Source organism: Streptomyces sp. NBC_00012 (assembly GCF_045040875.1).
Taxonomy (GTDB): domain Bacteria; phylum Actinomycetota; class Actinomycetes; order Streptomycetales; family Streptomycetaceae; genus Streptomyces.
Genome location: NZ_CP108311.1, coordinates 143,212 through 162,706, shown reverse-complemented (window position 1 = coordinate 162,706; position 19,495 = coordinate 143,212). Strand labels below are relative to the sequence as shown.

Genomic DNA, 19,495 nt, shown 5'->3' with positions numbered 1-19,495 from the left:
CGGGTGTCGGCGAAGCAGGGAATCCGACCCAGTTACGAAAGCTCGACTTCTGGTCGACCTGGTGCTCCTTGAGCGGAATCGCCGACATTTCCTTACCTCCCCGAGAAATGAATTCCTGTGGTTCTTCAGATGGCCGTGTGCGGAGGGCAGGTCGCCCGAAGTCGTTCCAGATCGACGCGCCGGCCTTGTGCCAGCCACCGGGCTCTCCACCCCTGAAGGGCAACTTGTCGTCCAGGTCGTAGTGACCGGCACCGAGCGTGCAGACCATGACGTCCCCCTCCGCGTGGTGCACAGGTCGCCGGCCTCGCCCAGCGCCTCCAGCACCCGGTGCCGCGCCGTGGTGTGCTGGTGGGTGAATGGAGCACCACCTGCAATAAGGAGAAGCGTCGTCGGGCGGAGTATGGATACGCTGCGCCCGGCCATGCGTCGTCTAGCGGCCTAGCCTCGAAGTTTCATGACGGTCCGCCGACGGAGTCGGTGGACCGTTTTCGTGCCGTGGGCAGGTTGAGGGCCCGAGTGTCGTCTCGGGGCAGCGCCGGGTTCCACTACTCCGGTGTCGGGCTGCTGTCGTAGGGGCGGGTAAGTTGCTGGTCAGCCGGGGTTTGGCAGGAGTGTGAGCTGGTCGAGGGCTGCGGTGATGTGGCTGGTCCAGGGCCAGTGCCGGGCCAGGCGGAGGATTCGCCGGCGGCTGGTGGTGACCAGTTGTCCGGCCGCGCTGAACAGGCGGAGCCGTAGTCGGCGGGGTGCCCAGAGTCTGGCCTTGCCGGTCAGCGCGAGCATGGGCATCCAGGCCAGCAGGTCGAGTGCGAGCTGCACGATCTCCAGCCAGATGCGGTTCTGGGCGGTGCGGTGCAGGGGCAGGTTGCGCAGGCCGGTGGCCCGGGCGGCCCGGATGCGGTCCTCGGCCCTCGCTCGCAGCCGGTGACGGAGCTCAAGCTCGGCGATCGGCCGGCCCGAGGTGTTGGTGGCGAAGCACGTCAACCGCATGCCGTCCGCATCCGTGATCCTCAACTGGGCACCGGGGTGCGGTCGTTCCTTCCTGACAATCAGCCGCATGCCCTTGGGCCAGCCGTCCAGGACATCGCCGGTGAGTTCTGCTACCCAGGCGCCGTCGCGGATCTCGCCGTCCGCCTCGGTGGCCGGCGTCCAGGCCGATGCGGGAACCTGCAGCACATGCTGGTGGATCGCTTCGGTGATCACCATGCCGACCGAGTAGGACAGCCACCGTCCCCGCTGGGCGAGCCAGGCGACGACCGTGCGGATCAGGGTCTGACGTCCGCGCCGGTACTTCTTCGGTAGCTGGGCCAAGGCCAGTTGGGCGGTGGTGATGTGGTCGGTGGCCGTGTTCGAGCCCGCGTTGCCGGGCCTGAGCAGGGCCGCCACCGGCTCTCCGGTGCCGCCCGGTCCGTGGTCGACGAACCCCATCAGTGGGTGGTGGCCGTAGGTCCGCTTCCAGGTCGGGGCCGCGTCCTCCTTGTCGGAGTGTGCGATCACCAGCACCCCGTCGAGATCGACGGTCACCGTCCCGCTCGCATCGGGCGCTTCCCGGTCGGCCAACCGCCAGACTCGTTCGCGTGCTTCGGCCCGCGCAGTCCGGATGGCCTGCAGAACTCGGTCGCCGGAAGAGGCGAGGGTATCGATCAGGCGTGAGACCGTCGGGGCGGAGGCGACCGGCCCGAACACGGCCGGCTCGGCCCGCAGCATGCCGACATCGGCGAGGCAGTCCCCGCCCAGCGCCACCGCCAGCGCGACGTCCAGCAGGATCTTCCCCGGATCATGGACGGCCCGCGGCTTCATCCACGGCGTCAGCGCCGCTGATATCGCGGTGTCCAAGCCTGCCTTGCGAACGGCCTCGATCAACAGCACGCCCCCGGCCTGTGAGACCACCGCCCGGCCGCCGCCCTCGATGCGGACACGCGGGTAGGACCCGATACGCTTCTTCACCTGGAGAGTGCTTCTCTCCGTGCAGCCAACAGGACCCTAGACAAGTCCCATCGTTGCAGGTCAGGAGCGCTCTCCGCTTATTTGATCAAGCCTCGGACACCCCGCCTCGTGAAAGCGCGAGGGTAGAGCCCGTGTCCCGTGCCGTGGCGGCATGCCGGCGCCAAGTGGCCAGTACGTCATGTTCCCCAACAGCCTGAACCGGCACAGGAATCTGAATTTTCCTCCCGTTCCCTGTCACGTTTTCGGCTGGCGGGTTCCTTGCGTAGGTGAGGACGGCATCGGGCCGTCCCTGCGGGAGGTGCGATGCGTATGGCACGGCACACTGCCCAGTTCCGCAGTACAGCGGGACGCAGTCGGCTGGACGCGGATGTTGAGTCGTTGGTCAGCCTGTGCGGGTGGCTGGTCGCGGTGGTGTTCGTGGTCGGGTTCGTGCGCGGGTGGTGGTGGGGCGGGGATCTGCACAACCTCCCCTGGGGGCTGGGAGGCCCGGCTGCGGAAGTAGCGCGGGAGCGGCGGGGATGGCCGCTGGTTCCGGTCCTGGCGGCGGCCTTGGGCGCGGTGTGCGCGCGCTGGGTGTGGCTGGCGCTGGCCGATCTGGTTCGTGGGATTGATCCCCGTGTCCGGCGGCGGGGGTGGCGGCTGTGACGGGGTTGCCCCCGGCCTTCGGCCGGCTCGATGCGAGTTGGTTGATCGGCGCGTTCTGGGATGCCCGGTGGTGGCTGATGAGCTCCGCCGTTGCTGCGATGTGTGTCTGGCTGTGGGCACGGCGGTGGTGGCTTCGGCGTGCTCGGACCGTGTTGCGGTACCGGGCGGTGGTGGCTCTGGTGCCGGCTGCGGGCTTTGACCCGTCGCTGGAGGAGATCGACCGGCACGCGGCGCGGCTCGCGCGGGTGCCGGCGGTCGTGGGGTGGGCACCGAAGCGGGCGGTGGGGGTGCGGATCCGGCTGTCCAGTGATGAGAGCCGGCTGTCGTACCGGCTGGAGGGTCCGGCTCGGGCGGCGGCGCTGCTGAGGCTGCGGTCCTTTCCCGATGTGGACGTCGTGGACCCCAGGGCCGGCAATGACGAGGTGCCCCGGATCCGGTTCGACGGCGTGCCCCCGCTCGAACCGGACGACCACGATGGAGATGAGGACGCGTGACGGTTCAGCTGGAGAAGGCGCTGTTCGACGAGACCGCCGGCGTGGACGTCCGTACGGACGGGGGCCGGTCGTATGTGGCGCGGGCTGAGTTGGTGCTGGCCCGGCCCGATCACCGTCAGCTGACGGCTGCCGGTCTGGATCCGGATCCGTTGCAGCTGATGGCCGCGGCGTGCGCGCACGCGGACAGCGAGCGCGGTGAGCGGGTGGAGCTGGTGGTGGACCTGGTGCCGGTGGCCGGGCGGCGGGTGGCTCGGTGGCGGCGCCGGCTGGTGCGGCGTGCGCAGCAGCGGGGCCCGTCCGCGTTCGGTGAGCAGCTGGGCGGCGAAGGGCGTGCGGGGGTGGGCGGGTCGCTGTGGTCTCAGGTTCTCGCGGGTCTGGACGGCGGCAGTTCCCGCGGTTCTGGCGGTCGTCGGGGGCAGGGGGCGGGGCGGGTTCCCCGGGCGTCGGATCTGGCTGAAGGGGTGGGCAAGTTTCTGCCGGGTGTGGATGCGCAGGTGTTCGCGGTGCAGGTGATGGTGCGGACGGTTGCCGGCCACCCGGTGAAGGCGCAGGCGTTGCTGCATCAGGTGATGGCGGTGATGGATGCCTGGTCGGGGGAGAACTGGTGGCGTCCGGTCGGGCCGCGGACGGGTATGTGGCGGCCGTACAGCAGCGTGTGGTGGCGGCGCCGGAACTTCGAGCGGCGTTTCGAGACGGGTGAGTTCGCGCCTTCGAAGCGGCAGTGGGTGACCTCGCGGGAGATCGCCGCGCTGCTCAAGCCGCCGTCGGTGCACTGCACGCCGACGAACGTGGTGCGGACGGGGGGTGTGGTGCCGGCGGCGCCGTCGCGGCTGCCGGAGTGGACCGGGCAGCAGGGTGTGGTGCCGCTGGGCATGGTGACCGGTGCGGACGGGCGTGCACGGCTGGGAGCTGTCCCGCAGCAGGACGTGCTGTTCGGGGCGAGCCTGGGGCGGTCGGGCTTCGGGAAGTCGGAGCTGGCCCTGCTCCAGGCGCTGACGCTGGGGTATGGCGGGTTCGGGGTGTGGTTCCTGGATCCGCACGGTGCGGCGGTCCAGCGGGCTCTGCCGTACCTGACGCATCCGGCGGTCGTCGACCGGGTGCAGCTGATCGATCTGAGCGTGAAGGATCCGGGGGCGCGGATCGCGTCGTGGAACCCGTTGTCGATGGAGGGGCGGGACCGGGCGCAGGTCCAGGACGTGGTGGGTGCTGTCGTCGGTGGTCTCGCCTCGGCGCAGGGGTGGGGCGACCGGGCGCCGCGGGCGCGGGCCATCCTGTCCCACGCGGTGCAGGTCCTGGCCCATCTGGCGTTGCTGATGTGTGAGCGGGGTCGTCCCGACCTGCAGCCGACGCTGTTCTCGATCACGCGGCTGCTGACGGATGAACGGTGGCGGATGCAGGTGCTGGAGCAGCTGCCGCGGCGGCTGTCCCGGTTCTGGCAGACGACGTTCCCGAAGTACGAGGGCAGCGCGGTGCCGGTCGTGACGCAGATGCTGGAGCAGCTGGAGACGTCGGATTCGCTGCGGGCGTTCCTCGGCCAGCCCCGCTCCAGCTACAACCTCCGGGAGGCGATGGACGGGAACAAGATCGTGCTGCTGCGGTGCTCGGGCACCGGGGGCGGTGACCAGATCATCACGTCGTTGCTGCTGTTCGATCTGTTCCTGGCCGGGCTGTCGCGCGAGGGCGTGCCTCCCGAGGACCTGGAAACGATGTTCGCGTTCGCGGACGAACTGACCGCGATCGACGGCGCTTCGCGCGGGTACGTGGCGGCGATCCTGGAGCAGCTGCGGAAGTACGAGGTGCGGCTGATGGGGCTCACGCAGATGGTGATGCGACTGTCCGAGGAGACCCGGCAAGCCCTGATGCAGAACCAGTCCCTTCTCTCCGCAGCCGGGGCGGACAGCGACGAGGCCGCGTTCATCTCCAGGCGCCTGGCCGGCGTCGCGTCCACGGTGCTGGAGCAACTCGCGAAGTACCAGTACGTCATGTCGACGATGCTGCACGGAGAGCGCAGCACCCCCTTCCGGGTACGGGGTGTCGCGGTGCACCAGGTGCTGGCCGACTACCACCGCCCCGACCTCCTGCCCGGCCTGGTCGACGCGATCGACCACAACCTCGGACGGCGGCCGGTCGGCGAAATCCTCAAAGCACTCGACGGGGACGACGAGCGGCTCCCGGGCCTGGACGACATGCTGCTCACCCATCTCACCGGCCACGCCCCGGCCACCGGGCCCACCGAGACAGCCGGGCCCGCCGAGGCAGCCGGCCGAAGCGAGGTGGGCTGATGTCCCTCACCGCTGCCGGGCCCCGGACTGCCCACCTGTCCCGCCTCGGGCAGAAGCTGCTGCCGATCCTGTACCAGCACCGCCTCGTCGCCACCAGCCAGCTTCACCGGATCCTGACCCCGCACACGAAGCGCCCGGTGTATCTGCTGCGCCACCTCGGGCACCTGCGCACCATGGGCCTCGCGGAGTCCACCGACCGGCTCACCGACCGGATGGGCCGCTGCGAACAGCTCTGGTACCTCACCGCGCTGGGCTGCGAGATCGTCGAAGCCGCCGGCGAGGTGACGACGCGTGCGTACCGCATGAGCCCGAAGGCCGCCGCCTCCCAGCTCCAGGAACACACCCTCGCCGTCGTCGACACCGGTACCGCGTTCACGCAATGGGCCGGCCGTCTCGGCGACGAGTGCGGGCCGCTGGACTGGGAGCCGGAACTCGCCCACCGTGTCCGTGAGGGCGACAGCCGGCTCGGCGACGACGCGTTCCTCGTCCCGGACGCGGTGCTGCGCTACACCCGCACGACCGGGAAGCGGCGTCAGCTCCTGACGCTCTTCCTGGAGATCGACCGCTCCACAATGCAGGTGGCCCGGCTGGGCCGGAAGCTCGACACGTACGCCCGCTACGCCTCCTACATCCCGCAGCCGCCGGGCCGCCGCCGGCAGGTGAGTACCCGGGAGGCATGGCGTGAGCGGTATCCCGTGTTCCCGCGACTTCTGATCGTCCTTTCGGGGGCATCTGAACGCGTGCTGCGGCGCCGTACCGAGGATCTGCGGGCGCTGGCCTCCGCCAACCCCCGCATCACGGAGGGAAACCGGCTCCGTGTGGGCGTCACCACGGCTGAACTCCTGGACAGGCATGGCCCTTTCGCTCCTATCGTGATGCCGGTACTCGGCGACGCAGAACGCACCGACGTGCTGCTGACGGCGCATTCCGAGCCCGGAACGATCACGTGAAACGGAATGCCGCACCAATGCCGATGAGTCGACAAAACCGGTTCCCGCATTCACGCCGTCCTGCGGCGCTGCCGCAATTCCATACGGACCCGGAACGCGCAATCCCGTACACCGGGATCCCGCTACGCGGGATTGTGCCGATTTATGGCGGATGCCATAGATCCGAACTGCAAGAACAGGCTGGGCTGTTGGTAAAAGTTTGCGTAGTGTATGAGAACAGACCGCACGGTCGGCTTTCAGGCCACGTCGCGCGCATGCTGCCTGTCGCAGCCCGCGCCGCAGGTCGGGGCGCCGTGGCATATGCATGGGGAGGCACAGTGACGCAGTCAGTGCGATCGGGGTACTCAGACGTTCGCAAACGAAATCGTGTGTGCTCGGCAACCCTGCTCGCCGCCGCTTGCGCAATCGCAACCGCCACCGGGTGCAGTTCCGGTAAAGCAGACGACCCGAAAGGGACCCCCACGCCGTCCGCTTCGGCGAAGCAAACGCCGAGCAAGCCCGCAGACCCGAACGAGACCGCCAAGAACGAGGCCATCGCCACGTACACCTCGTACTGGCAAGAGATGGAGCGCAGTTACGCGAAGGGCAGTTCCAAGGGGACTTCCCTTAAGGACTACGCGGCTGGTTCAGCTCTCGCCAGTGCGAACACCGGCATGGCGAACATGCTCAAGGCCGGACAAGCCACGGTCGGGCACGTCGTGGTCAGGACGCCCACCGCAACCCAGGCCGACATCCACCGCAAGATCCCCAACGTGAAACTCTCCAGCTGCCTGGACGTTTCCCAATGGAAGGTCATCAACCGGGATACCCGAAATCCGGTCGTACTGCCCAGTGACCGCCTGACGAGGTATGTAGTCGTGTCGGTCGTTGAGAAGTGGCCCGCCGGCTGGAGGGTCATCAGAGACGAGCCCCAGGAGAAGTCGTGCTGACTCGGCGCCTGGCCATTACTGCAGGCAGCCTTGCGTCACTGCTGTTCACCGGCGCTGCCCACGCAGCAGACGGCCCCAAGGCCGGAGCTGGCAACTGCGCCGACGTGTGGTTCTGCGTCATCGCCGAAGACCCAGGGAAGACCGGAGGCACCAAGCCCACTGGTCGTACTGGATCAGGCCAGAGCGGACGCCACAGCAAAGGCCCTGTCAGCGGGATGCCGTGCACGTACAAGCTGGCAGACCCACAGCCCCCGGCCGGAAGCATGGAATGGGGCGGACGCGAACCGGGCGACGGCGCGATCTATGAGAAGACCTGTGCCCCTGGGAAGACCGATGCCGCTATTACTCAGTTGGTGTGGGCGGCCGATCCCCCTGCGGCGCAGGTTGATCCGGCCGTCGTGGCGCAGCAGGCCGTGGACAAGATGCTGCTGAGGGGTCCGCGGATCGGTATCACGCCGAAGCCGGGCGGCAAGGGTGTGGTCGGTATGCCGGTCTACATGTGGACTGCGAAGGGTGCGGAGACGTACGGGCCGAATGTGGCTTCGGCGACGGCCGGTTCGGTGACGGTCACGGCGACCGCGAAGGTCAGCAGGATCGTGTGGACGATGGGGGACGGCTCGACCGTCACTTGCACGACCGCGGGCACGCCGTACCGGGCGGAGTACGGCAAGAAGCCGTCCCCGGACTGTGGCCACCGCTACACCCAGCCCTCTTCCACCCAGGAGTCCGGCAAGTACCACGTGACCGCGACGTCGACCTGGACGATCGACTGGGCGGGCGGCGGGGAGACCGGCCAGCTCACCGAGACCCGCGCCAGCGCCGCCGATATCACCGTGGCAGAGGTCCAGGTCCTCAACTGACACCGTTCTTCTCTTCTTTCTCTTCTTTGCAGAATTTCCCGAGAGGCAGCACCGCATGGAGTCCCCCGTTGCCGTGCCGCCGGCGCCCCGCGCCGCCGGCCCGGCCCGCCCCGACATCCCCATCACCACGACGGCCCCGGTCAAGCGGGAGCGCCGCTGGTCGGTGGCCGCGCTCTGCGTCGTCCTGGCGGCCGTCGCCGGGCTCGGTGCGGCTGCGGCGGTCACGTCTGCCGGCGACCGCACCCGGGTCCTCGCCGTTGCCCGTGACGTTCCGGCAGGGCAGGCACTGACGGATGGCGATCTCGTCGTGGCGGAGGTGTCGGCCGACGCGCACCTGAGCCCGGTCCCCGCTTCGGACCGGGCCGGCATGGTCGGGAAGCGTCCTGCCGTCGACCTGCGCAAGGGCGGGCTGCTGACGGCGTCGCAGCTGTCCGCGGGCACCGGGCTGGGCGACGACAAGCAGCAGGTGGGTGTGCAGGTCAAGCGGGGCCAGGCCCCCGCCGGGGCCCTGGCCCCCGGTGACAAGGTGCTCGCCGTCACCACCCCGGCCCAGGGGGAGCAGACCGACGCCAAGGGTGCCGAGGCGCCGCCGTCGTCGGTCAACGGTGTCGTGGTCTCCGTGTCCCGCCCGGACGCCTCGGGCACGGTCGTGGTCAACCTCGCGGTGTCCCCCACGGACGGGCCGCTGCTGGCGACCCGGGCTTCGACGGGGCGGATCGCCCTGGTCCGCGAACCGCGGAGCAACTGACATGCCCGTGACCGCTCTTGTCTCCGCCAAGTCCTGCGGGGTGACCGCCTCGGCGCTCGCCCTGACTCTGGCCTCGAAGCGCCCGTCGCTGCTCGCCGAGTGCGACCCGGCGGGCGGCACGATCCGTGCCGGGCTCTTGGACGGGCGTGCTACCGCGGGGTTCGGCCTCTACCACCTCGCCGCCGCGGAACGGACGGGCCCGGATGCGCTCGCGAACGCGTTCGCCAATCACCTGTGGCCGCTGGACGAGGGCGGGCACCGAAAGCTGCTGCCCGGCCTGACCGATCCCGCCCAGGCTGCGGCGCTGGGCCGGACGTGGCCGGCCCTGTCGGACGTGCTGCACGTCCTGGCCGGTGAGGCCGGGTACGACGTGTTCGTAGATGCCGGGCGTCTCGCGCTGGAGTCCGGGCACCTCCACCCCGTTTTGACTCCGGCTCCGCTGCTTCACCGGGCCGACCTGGTCCTGCTCGTGGTCCGCGGCACCGAGCAGTCCCTCACCCTGGCCCGGCACGTCATCGACCCGTTGCGCACCGAGCTGCAGGAACGGGGATCGGGGGCCGACGCCCTGGGTCTGCTGCTCATCGAGGGCGGTACCTACCGGGCCCATCAGGTCAGCGACGCGCTCAAGGGGGTGCCGGTGCTCGGTGCCCTGCCCTGGGACACGGACACCGCCCAGTACCTCACCACCGGGGGCCGGCCTCCCCGCGGCTACGCCCGCAGTCCCCTGCTCCGGCACGCGCGTACGGCGACCGAGCAGTTCGAGGCGGCCACCTCGCGCCGGCGGATCCAGCAGGAGTACCCGGCCCGGCCCGCGAACCCGCAGATGGCCGGTGTGCTGCAGCGCCTGGCCGAGCAGCGCGGAGGAGCCCGTGGCTGACATCCACCAGCGCCCCGGTGCCAACGGGCATCCGGAGCCGATGGGCCGTCAGGAGCTCGCATCGTTGCTGTCCGGGCATCTCGGTCAGCGCCGCCCGCCGGCGCCCGCCCACCTGTCGCAGGAACCTGCCGCTCCCCCGGTGACGAGTACGGGGCCGGCCGCTGTGCCGCGTCTGGCCGGGCTGCCCGGCGAGCTCCCGGTGGGCTGGGAGGTGATCGAGGCATTGCAGGGCGAGGTGTCCAAGGCGCTCAGTGAGCAGGACCCCGACAAGCACCTGGAGGAACCGGACCGGCGGGCTCTCGCGCGGGCCCTGGTGACCACCGCGGTCGCGGACTGGTCGACCAAGCACGCCCACGGCAACACGCCGCTGACCGCCGAGCAGGAGAGCGCGATCGGCACCGCGGTCTTCGATTCCATGTACCGCGGTGGCAGGCTGCAGTCCCTCCTCGATGAGGAGGGCGTCGAGGATGTGATGGTCGACGGGCTGCGCGCCCATGTCGAGTATTACGACCGGCCGCGCCGCACGATCGAGAAGGTCGCCGACAGTCACGAAGAGCTGATCGCCTGGGTCAACCGCATGGCCCGTCTGTCCGGGCACGGCGAGCGGTCACTGACCCAGGCCAACCCCATGGTCGGCTTCCGGATGCCCGAGGGCTCCCGTGTGACCGCCTCGGTGCTCACCACCCGCCCGTCGGTCGTCATCCGGCGCCACCGCATCCGGCAGCACGGCATCGCCGAACTCGTTCAGTGGGGCTCGATCAACCCGATCCTGGAACGGTTCCTGACCGCGTGCGTCCACGCCAAGATGAACATCCTGGTCGTCGGCGACATGGGCGCGGGCAAGACGTCGCTGCTGCGCGCGCTCGGCCGTGAAATCCCGGCCGCCGAGCGGCTGGTCACCCTGGAATCCGACCGCGAGCTCTACCTGGACGAGCCCGGCCCGAAACCGGGACCGGTGACGTTCGCATTCGAGGCCAGGCAGTCCAACGGCGAGATCCGCGGCGGCGACCGGGCCGGCGAGGTCACCATCTCCGACATGTTCACCACCGCGCTGCGCTACAACGCGACCCGGGTCATCGTCGGCGAGGTCCGCTCCACGGAAATCGTGCCGATGCTGAACGCCATGTCCTCCGGCGGCTCCGGCTCCATGTGCACGCTCCACGTCCGCCGGCCGCACGCCATCATCAGCCGCCTGGTCCAGCTGTGCACCGAAGCCGGCATGCAGACCGAGGCCGCCCACCACCTCATCGCCGCCTCGATCGACGTCGTCGTCTACCTCACCTACCTGGACGAGACAGCGATCGGCGGCAAGAAGCACCGGTTCGTGAGCAGCATCTACGAGGTCCACGACGTCGTCGGCGAGGGCGGCCGGCCCGTCACCACCGAGCTCTTCGCGCCTCAGGGCGGCGAGCCCCGCGCCGTGTACAGGCACACGCCGACCTTCATCGGCGACCTGGAGCGCACCGGCCTGTTCAATCGGCAGTGGCTGACCGAGAACCCGTACGGTGCGTGGCTCGGGCCGCTGCAGACGGTGGGGGCGCGATGAGCACCTCTCAGCTCGCACTCGTCGCGGCCTGCTGCGCCGTGCTCACCCTGCTCGCCGTCTTCGCGGCCGTCCGTGAGGTCCGGGGCCGCGTCCCCGACGCGGCCAAGCCCACCTCCCGTATGACCGGCCGCATCCAGCGTGCAAGGGCCGAGCTGCCGGAGAAGTGGCAACGGCGCTGGCGCCACCTGCTCACCACGGCGGGCATCGTCGCGCTGGTCGTGTGGGCCTGGACCGGCTGGCCCGTCCACGGCCTCCTCGCCGGCGCGGCCGTCCTCGGCCTGCCCTACGTCCTCAACCCGGGCACCGCGGCGACTCAGCGGATCGAGCGCCTGGAGGCGCTCGGCCAGTGGCTCAACCATCTCGCCGGTGTCCACCAGGCCGGCATCAGCCTCCCCCAGACGATCCGGGCGTCCGCGAAGGCCGCACCCGCACCGATCGCCCCGAACGTGCGGGCCCTGGCCGAACGGCTGCGCACCGGAATGGAGGCGCACGACGCCTTCGCGCTGTTCGCCGACGAGCTCGCCGACGGCGTGTCCGACCACGTCGTCCTGCTCTTCCAGTCCCACGCCGTCTACAAGGGCCCCGGACTGTCCGACGCACTGGAAGCCCTGGCGGTCACGATCCATCAGCAGGCCGCCGACGCCCGCGACATCGAGGCCGACCGGGCGAAGGTCCGCAAGAGCTCGCGCATGGTCTCCGTCGTCATCTGCATCGTCGTGGTCGGCTGCATGCTCAACGACGCCTGGTCCGGCTGGTATCAGTCCCCGGTCGGGCAGATCGTCCTCGCCGCCCTCGGCGGCCTCTTCGCCTACACCCTGCGGTGGCTGCGGAAGATCGCACGGACCCAACCCGATCCCCGGCTGATCGCCCCTCTCCCGGCCACCACCGCACAGCTCACCACCACCGCGGGAGGCGCCCGATGATCCCCATGGAAGCCGTACTTCCCGCAGCAGCTGCCGGTGCCCTGATCGGCCTGGCCGTCCGCGCCGCCATGCCCGCCCGCCGCGACCTCGCCTCCGTGCTGGACCGTCTGGACGTCTCCAAGACCAGCAGCCCCCTCCTGCCGACCACGGCGCCCACATCCACGAACACACTGCCCGAACGCGTCGGCACCAGGCTGCTCGACGAGTTCGGCGGGCGCATCACGCTGCCCGTCAAGGACCTGAACCTGCTGAGGATCAGTCCGGCCGAGCACCTCGGCAAGAGGTTCCTGTTCGCCCTGTACGGCCTGGTGCTTCCACAGCTCCTCCAAGCTCTCCTCGCCGCAGCCGGCGCGGCCTTCCCGTTCGCGGTCCCCGCAGCCGTCTCCCTCGCCCTGGCCGCCCTGTTCTGGTTCTGGCCCGGCAAGGAAGTCGCCCGCGACGCGGCAGCCGCCCGCCTCATCGTCCGCCACGCCGCCGCCTCCTACCTGGAGCGCGTCGCGCTGGCCCGCATCGCCAACTCCGGCGCGGCCCAGGCCCTGACCCAGACCGCGGAGGTCGGCGACGGCTTCATCTTCGTGCGCATGCGGCAGGTCTTCCACCAGGCCGACCTCGCCGGCGTCACCGTCTGGGACGCCCTCAAGCAGCTCGGCGACGAACTCGACATCCCCGAACTGACCCGCCCCGCCGACACCCTCGCCCTTGCCGGTGACGGCGCGGCCGTCTACACCACCCTGCAGGCCCAGGCCCGACAGCTGCGCATCGCGCTGCTGTCGGACGCGAAAGCGCAGGCCAACGCGGCAAGCGCAGCGATGATCCTGCCGGTCACCTTCGGCGTCATCCTCATGCTCACCTTCGTGATGATCCCCGTCACGATCACCATCCTCGGAAGCTGAAAGAAGAACGCTCATGGACATCCAGACCCTGACCGTATGGATCCGCGGCCGGTACGAAGCGCTGAGAGCCGGCAAGGAAGCCGGACAGACCAGCACCGAACTGGCACTGATCGCCGGTGCGCTGCTGGTCGGCGCCGGCCTGCTGGTGCTGGCGATCCGCACCAAGCTCGCGGAGAAGATCGGCATCATCAACGGCGGCTGACCAAGCCCCCCACATCCCTGCCATCACGTCGAAGAGGAAGAAGCCGTCAGTGACCCGAGTCCCGCGATCCCCTTCGGCCGTCCCAGTCGCATGTGCGGCGGCCCCGGCGGCGGAGCGATAGTGACCCCGAGAATGCGTGCAGTGGCGCGCTTTCGCCGACGGCTGCGGGGCGATCGCGGTTTCGGAAGCGTGGAGTTCGCGGTTCTGGCCATCGTCGTGCTCGCTCTGGTCTTCACCGGTCTCCAGGTCGGCTTGTACTTCCACGCACGCAAGGTCGCCCAGTCCGCCGCCCGCCAGGGCGTGGAGGCCGGGCGGCAGTTCGGCGCCGGCGAAGGCGACGGCGTCGCCCAGGCACAGGTCTTCCTGGGCCGTTTCGGCGGAAGCGTCCGGGGTGCGAGCGTGTCATCGGCCGGCAGCAGCGCGCAGGAGATCCGGATCACCGTGCGCGGCAGCGTCGCCACGCTGGTTCCTGGCCTGACGCTGGACGTCGTCCAGCACGCCGCTGCGCCGGTCGAGCGCTGGACCACCCCGTGAAGGCCCGCACCAGCACCTATATGCAGCGGCTGGCGCGGGGGCTGCGCCGTGACCGGGGCTCCTACGCGGTGGAGACCGCGGTCCTGGCACCCGTGATGATCGCCCTGCTCCTGCTCATGATCGCGTTCGGGCGGGTGACGGACGCCGACGGCGCCGTCGACTCCGCGGCCCGCGCCGCCGCCCGCGCCGCGTCACTGGAACGCGACGCCGGGAGCGCCCAGTCCCAGGCCCAGGCCGCAGCAGCCCGCAGCCTCCAGGGCGAGGGCATCACGTGCCGGGCCTCCAGCGTCGTGGTCGACACCGCCGGCTACGCCCTAGACATCGGGGTAGAAGCGAATGTGACGGCCACGGTCGCCTGCACGGCCAATCTCTCCGACATCGGGCTGCCGGGCCTGCCCGGCGCCAAGACGCTGACCGCGTCGTGGACCAGCCCCATCGACACCTACCGGGGACGCCAATGAACGCCAAACTCCGCCGCTTCGTGGACCGGCGGCGCGCGGCACCGGCTGCCCGCGACCGGGGATCGATGTCCCTGTTCTTCGCCCTGGCCTCGCTCGCCATCCTGATGGTGATGGGGCTGCTCGTCGACGGAGGCGGCGCACTGAACGCCGGCAACCGCGCGACCTCGCTCGCCCAGGAAGCCGCCCGCACCGCCGGCCAGCAACTCGACCCCGCACAGGCCATCGAGGGCACCGCCATCACGATCGACCCCGACGCCGCCATCGGGGCTGTCCAGGACTACCTCACCGCCGCCGGCATCCAGGGCGACGTGCAGGTCACCGACGGCGGACAGAGCCTCACCGTCACCGTCCACGACACCTACGACACCTACTTCGCACAGTTCGTCGGCGTAGGAACGATCAACGTGACCGGCACCGCGAAAGCCCACCTGCAGACCCAAGCCTCCGGAGGCTGAGCCGACATGGCCCACCGCATCCCCGCCCCGCTGCGCGCCGTCGCCGCCCTGTTGCGGGCGCTGCTCGGCCTGGCCCTACTGGTGGCCCTGGTCGGCGGCGTGCCGTACCTGCTGCTCAGGGTGGGCCACCAGCCGACCGAACTCTCCGGCGGCCTGGACCTGCTGACCCAGCAGGACGACGGGTCACTGTTCCTCGTCGTCCTGACCTGCATCGGCTGGGTCGCATGGGCGGCGTTCGCATTCTCCGTCCTGGTGGAGCTCGTGGCCGTGCTGCGCCGCCGCTCCGCCCCCCGCATCCGGGGCCTGGGCGGGATGCAGTCCCTCGCCAGTTTCCTGATCGGCGGCATCGTGCTGCTCGCCCCGACCGCCGCTTCCGCGGCCACGGTCACTCCTGCGGTCGCCGCGACCGCGACCCACACCGTCGGGCAGGACACCGGCAACCCATCGGCGAAGCACGACACCACGCGGACCGACCAGGCCGGGCTGCGGCACACCGTCACCTCCACCACGGAGTCACCGTGGGAGCTCGCCGAGACGTATCTGGGCAGCGGGCCCCGGTGGAAGGACATCGCAGCTCTCAACCCCGGCATCCCCGAACTCGCCGCCGGCGACCAGTACCTGCCCAAAGGCGCGGTCATCACGCTGCCCACCGATGCCCGGCCTCCCGCCACGGCCGAGACCGGCCCCGGCTCCCGCACCGCCACCAAGGCGGCGAAGGCCTCGCCCGACGCACGGAACGAGGCCGTGGACTCCCAGAAGTCGTACACCGTCCGGCCGGGCGACTACCTGTCAAAGATCGCCGACGAGCAGCTCGGTGACGGGGACCGGTGGCCCGACCTGTACGAGGCAAACAAGGGCAAGGAGCAGCCGAACGGGCGGGTCTTCGACGATCCCGACCGGATCTATCCGGGTCAGGAGATCGCTCTGCCCGGCCGCGGCTCCGATTCTGCAGACAAGCCGCCCGCACGGGAGGAGCACGAATCATCGAAGCCGGCCGAGAAGGACCCTGCACCGCCGACGCAACCGGCCCCGGATGCCGAGCCGTCGGCGCCCGCCACCCCTTCCCCCAGCCAGAGCCGGACGGCGGACCCGTCTGCCACGGTGACGCCCTCCCCCGCCGCGAAGACGTCGGCGCCCGGCAAACCGGCGCCGGAAGCCACCGCCGCCGAGGACGGACAGACGACGACCGGGATGCGGGCGGGCATGGTCGGCCTGGGAGCCACCGGAGTTCTGGCCGCTGGACTCGTGGGCACCCTGGCCACCCGGCGAATCCTGCAACAGCGCCGCCGACGCCGCGGCCACCGCATCCCGATGCCCTCCGGCCAGACCGCCCTCACGGAAATCGCGCTGCGCAGCGCGGACGCCGGCGAGGAGCTGACCGTGCTGGACCGGGCGCTGCGTACGGCGGCGGCAACCCTTGCCGAGGAGGGCCGACAGCTTCCCGCCCTGGCCGCGGTGCAGCTCGGCACCGAGGGGGTCCGGCTGCACCTGGACGCGCCCGCCCCGGCGGTCGCCCCGTTCACCACCGATCCGTCGCAGAGCGCGGTGTGGTGGTGCCCGGCGGACTCCGGTGAACTGCTGCCCCCGCAGGAAAGCCGGGAAGTCGACCCGCCCTATCCGGGGCTGATCGCGCTGGGCGAGGACGACCAGGGCGCGATCGTGCTCGTCGACCTGGAGCACACCGGCGCGCTCCACCTCACCGGCCGGCTGCGCGGCGAGGTCCTGCGGACCCTCGCGCTGACGCTCGCGCTCTCACCGCTCGCCGAGCAGCTCGACATCGCGGTCGCTGGAGAGGACACCGCTCCCGGACTGGCGATGCTGGACAGCGACCGGGTCACTCCGTATCCGGACCTGGCCGACGCGGTACAGGTCCTGCAGGCCCATCACGCGGAGCAGCAGCAGGCCCTGGACGGGCTCGGTGACGGGGCCGGCGGGGCGCCGGATCTTTCGGTGGCGGAGATGGGCGGGCTGTGGCCGCTGGTCGTCGTCGCGGACCTGGATTCCTGCCCGGCACCCGAGGGAACCCGGGATGTGCTGTGGGAAGTGCTGGGGCAGCAGCCTCGGTCGGCGGTGGCCGTGGTCACGAGCAGCACCGCCGTACCGGAAGCAGCGGGCGGAGCGTGGTCGGTGGACACCGATCTGCCCTATGTCACCGTTCCGGGCACCGCGGTCAGCGTCGCGTTGTCGGTGTGTTCCGATGCCGAGTACGCCAGCATCCTGGATGTCGCGCTCACCGCGGACGCACCCGGCGACGTCCCCGCCCCTGTACAGGAGCCAGCCACGGCCGCGGAGTCCGTGGAGAGTCAGCAGCCCTCCCCCGTTGCCATTGCGGAGACAGGGGCACCTTCCGCACGTGAGGCTGCCGAGCCGGTGAGCAAGCCGGGGCTGATGGCCGCGTTCGCCGATCTGGAGGACGAGGGCACCGACGACGAGGAAGACCGTGCCGCCCCGCCGGCCGGCCCGGAGCCGCTGCCCACCGCATCGCCGTCCCCCGGAACTCCCGTCCTGCCGTCGCTGTCCAGCCCCGCCCCCCGGGTCAGCTCCCGGATCCCCGCACCCGCCGGCCCGGAAGAGGCCACACCCGCCCACGACGCGGCCGTCCCTCTTCCCGAGCAGCCCACCGGAGCCGGTGCCGCCAGCATCAGCCCGGACCGCCCGCTGGTGCAGGTCCTCGGGACAGTCGATCTCCTCGGCGCCCACGGCACCATCAAGTCCAACCGGCGCACCCTCGCGCTGGAAATGACGGCCTGGCTGGCCCTTCACCCCGGGGCGAACCACCACCAGCTCGACGAGGTCCTCGCACCCGGCGGAATCGTCACCCGCGACACACGCAACACCCGCCTCGGAGACGTCCGCAGATGGCTGGGCGCCGACACACAGGGCAACAAGCACCTCCCCCACGTGAGCACCCAGCCCGACAAGCTCTACCGGCTGGCCGGTGTCGACTGCGACTGGGACCGCTTCCAGCAGCTGGCCCACTCCGGCCGAACCACCGACGGCCCGGCCGGCGAGCAACTGCTGCGCCAGGCGCTGGAACTCGTCCACGGCCGGCCGTTCTCCGGCATCCCGTCCCGCCGGTACGCGTGGGCGGAATCCCTGGCCCAGGAAATGATCTCCTCAATCGTGGACACGGCCGACGACCTCGCGGAGCGGTACCTCGCCCGCGGGGACGCACGCAACGCCCTCTGGGCAGCGACCCGCGGCCTTGACGTCGCGCGGGAAATGGAATGCCTGTGGCGCCACAAGTTCCGGGCGCTGTCACTGCTCGGTGAAGAAGCCGCGCTCGAATCGTCGGTCCGCCAGCTCGACGAACTCCTCCTGGAGCTGGGCTCCTCCATGGACGAGGAGACCGAGCAGATCCTCCGCCTGCTGTAGCCGGCCGCAGGCCGGACCGTCGGCTACCCCTGCGCGGGGACGGCCGAGGGATGCCTCACCCGAGGCTGCTCGGGTGCCGGTGAACGCCGAAGGCTCTGCACCTCCGAGCGAAGTGCAGAGCCTTCGGCGCATCGGCCAGATACAGGGAAAACGCGCTGACCCAAATGCTGACCCAGTTGGAAAACAGCAGGTCAGCGCATGCCAGCATATGACTGTGCGCAGCAAGGGCCGTAGGGTCCGGCCGGGGCTGCGCTTATGTCACGTCACGCCGTTTCCTTGCGCTTGGACTTGGCTGCCTGGCGTTCCTCGGACGCTTTGGCGAGCCATCCGGGGTCGACCTTGTCGATGAGGTCACGAAGGTGCTGAACGTTGATGCCTGACTCCCGGGCAACGGCAGAGACGTGGCCGTACACAGTCGATTTCATGGCTTCAGTGACGGCAGCTTCGTACAGCTCGGTCCTGTAGCCGTCGGCAACCTTCTCCGCCTTCTCGACTCGCTTCCGCAGTGCGGCAAAATCCGGTTCGCTCATGGGGCGAGGGTGACACACCCACAACCACACTTCAAGTTTCACTGAAAGTTTGGCCGTCGTGGAGAGGAGACCGCCCGCCACCCTGACGCGGCACCCGCTGCCACTGAATGGCCCAGAACCGCCTCGGCCACATCCGGGAGACCAGCCTCCTGCCGGGCGGCCACCTCTGCCGGCGCCCGCCCTGAGCGGCCCGCCACGCCCGCCACGCCCGCAGCGCCAGCCACGCCCGCAGCGCCGGCCACGCCTGCAGCGCCGGCCACGAGTGCCCGGCACAATGACAGACCGTCACACAGCACAACCGGAGACGCGGCTACGTTCCACCCCTCGCCGCCCGGATCCCCGACCGCCGAAGGCTCCCGCAGCAGGGTGGAAAACCCGCTCACCAACCCAGCCACCGCGCCGACCGCAAGGCCACGAGGAACGTGGAAGATTCCACCCCCCGACCGCGCCCGTCGCAGCGACGCCGTGCCCGTTTTCCACCTGGCCGCTCCCACACAGAACGACCTGTCCCCCACTCCTGGCCGCAGCCTGCCGACAGCACCGCCCGCCCTCTCGACGAGCAGCGACAGCAGCGCGAAGGACGCGAGCGGGGTATGACCCAAATGCTGACCCACACTGGAAAATCGCAGGTCACAGCGTTCCACCCCCTGAGTCGACGCCGGGCCTCACTCCAGCGCTTCCCGGCCGCACACCCGCTGCTCCAATGCCGGAAAGCAGTGGCCTCGGATGCGCCTGCGGGGCCGGGACAGCAGACGGGGGTGGGGGTGGAATCCGTGGATTCCACCCCCACCCCCGTGCAGCGCTCCGGGCAGCTCGCCCGCATTCCACAGCGGTGGAACGTCACACA

At 70.4% G+C, this 19,495-nt stretch carries 18 protein-coding genes; 16 read left to right on the top strand and 2 right to left on the bottom strand.

Going from position 1 to position 19,495, the window contains the following annotated elements; genetic code table 11:
- Window positions 1–591 precede the first annotated feature (591 nt).
- Entirely contained in the window at window positions 592–1,944 is a 1,353-nt protein-coding gene (locus OHA19_RS45170) for an IS1380 family transposase (protein ID WP_331734617.1), read from the bottom strand.
- Between the two features lie 309 nt (window positions 1,945–2,253).
- On the opposite strand from OHA19_RS45170, the gene OHA19_RS45165 reads away from it, so the two are divergent.
- The 16 genes from OHA19_RS45165 to OHA19_RS45090 all read left to right on the top strand — a co-directional run bounded on the left by OHA19_RS45165 (window position 2,254) and on the right by OHA19_RS45090 (window position 18,118).
- Window positions 2,254–2,589: a hypothetical protein gene (locus OHA19_RS45165; RefSeq protein ID WP_331734616.1), complete on the top strand. Its 336-nt coding sequence runs from the start codon at window positions 2,254–2,256 to the stop codon at window positions 2,587–2,589.
- The gene (locus OHA19_RS45160) at window positions 2,586–3,083 is read left to right on the top strand and encodes a hypothetical protein (protein ID WP_405723082.1); all 498 of its coding nucleotides are present in this window, start codon (window positions 2,586–2,588) and stop codon (window positions 3,081–3,083) included. Before OHA19_RS45165 ends, OHA19_RS45160 begins: the two co-directional genes overlap by 4 nt.
- Entirely contained in the window at window positions 3,080–5,365 is a 2,286-nt protein-coding gene (locus OHA19_RS45155) for a hypothetical protein (protein WP_331734613.1), read from the top strand. Before OHA19_RS45160 ends, OHA19_RS45155 begins: the two co-directional genes overlap by 4 nt.
- A complete protein-coding gene (locus OHA19_RS45150) occupies window positions 5,365–6,315 on the top strand; it encodes a replication-relaxation family protein (protein WP_331734611.1) in 951 nt (316 codons plus the stop codon). The genes OHA19_RS45155 and OHA19_RS45150 overlap by 1 nt, the downstream gene beginning before the upstream one ends.
- 368 nt (window positions 6,316–6,683) lie before the next feature.
- The gene (locus OHA19_RS45145) at window positions 6,684–7,244 is read left to right on the top strand and encodes a hypothetical protein (protein WP_331734610.1); all 561 of its coding nucleotides are present in this window, start codon (window positions 6,684–6,686) and stop codon (window positions 7,242–7,244) included.
- Between the two features lie 263 nt (window positions 7,245–7,507).
- A complete protein-coding gene (locus tag OHA19_RS45140; RefSeq protein WP_331734856.1) occupies window positions 7,508–8,104 on the top strand; it encodes an ATP/GTP-binding protein in 597 nt (198 codons plus the stop codon).
- Window positions 8,105–8,159: 55 nt separating this feature from the next.
- Window positions 8,160–8,852, top strand: coding sequence for an SAF domain-containing protein (locus tag OHA19_RS45135; protein ID WP_331734607.1), 693 nt, complete (start codon window positions 8,160–8,162; stop codon window positions 8,850–8,852).
- 1 nt (window position 8,853) lies between these two features.
- Entirely contained in the window at window positions 8,854–9,729 is an 876-nt protein-coding gene (locus OHA19_RS45130; protein ID WP_331734606.1) for a hypothetical protein, read from the top strand.
- Entirely contained in the window at window positions 9,722–11,275 is a 1,554-nt protein-coding gene (locus OHA19_RS45125) for a CpaF/VirB11 family protein (RefSeq protein ID WP_331734605.1), read from the top strand. The genes OHA19_RS45130 and OHA19_RS45125 overlap by 8 nt, the downstream gene beginning before the upstream one ends.
- Window positions 11,272–12,198 (top strand): type II secretion system F family protein, encoded by a 927-nt coding sequence (locus tag OHA19_RS45120; protein ID WP_331734603.1) that lies wholly within the window; start codon window positions 11,272–11,274, stop codon window positions 12,196–12,198. The genes OHA19_RS45125 and OHA19_RS45120 overlap by 4 nt, the downstream gene beginning before the upstream one ends.
- Window positions 12,195–13,091: a type II secretion system F family protein gene (locus tag OHA19_RS45115; protein ID WP_331734602.1), complete on the top strand. Its 897-nt coding sequence runs from the start codon at window positions 12,195–12,197 to the stop codon at window positions 13,089–13,091. The genes OHA19_RS45120 and OHA19_RS45115 overlap by 4 nt, the downstream gene beginning before the upstream one ends.
- A 13-nt stretch (window positions 13,092–13,104) precedes the next feature.
- On the top strand, window positions 13,105–13,293 hold the full coding sequence (locus OHA19_RS45110) for a hypothetical protein (protein WP_329831429.1): 189 nt from the start codon (window positions 13,105–13,107) through the stop codon (window positions 13,291–13,293).
- 189 nt (window positions 13,294–13,482) lie between these two features.
- Window positions 13,483–13,827: a TadE family protein gene (locus OHA19_RS45105; RefSeq protein WP_331734600.1), complete on the top strand. Its 345-nt coding sequence runs from the start codon at window positions 13,483–13,485 to the stop codon at window positions 13,825–13,827.
- Window positions 13,824–14,288: a TadE/TadG family type IV pilus assembly protein gene (locus OHA19_RS45100; protein ID WP_405723067.1), complete on the top strand. Its 465-nt coding sequence runs from the start codon at window positions 13,824–13,826 to the stop codon at window positions 14,286–14,288. Before OHA19_RS45105 ends, OHA19_RS45100 begins: the two co-directional genes overlap by 4 nt.
- Window positions 14,285–14,743, top strand: coding sequence for a pilus assembly protein TadG-related protein (locus OHA19_RS45095; protein WP_331734599.1), 459 nt, complete (start codon window positions 14,285–14,287; stop codon window positions 14,741–14,743). Before OHA19_RS45100 ends, OHA19_RS45095 begins: the two co-directional genes overlap by 4 nt.
- A 6-nt stretch (window positions 14,744–14,749) precedes the next feature.
- Window positions 14,750–18,118, top strand: coding sequence for a LysM peptidoglycan-binding domain-containing protein (locus OHA19_RS45090; protein ID WP_331734596.1), 3,369 nt, complete (start codon window positions 14,750–14,752; stop codon window positions 18,116–18,118).
- Window positions 18,119–18,381: 263 nt separating this feature from the next.
- Here OHA19_RS45090 and OHA19_RS45085 read toward each other — a convergent pair whose 3' ends face one another.
- Window positions 18,382–18,648: a hypothetical protein gene (locus tag OHA19_RS45085; RefSeq protein ID WP_331734594.1), complete on the bottom strand. Its 267-nt coding sequence runs from the start codon at window positions 18,646–18,648 to the stop codon at window positions 18,382–18,384.
- Window positions 18,649–19,495 lie beyond the last annotated feature (847 nt).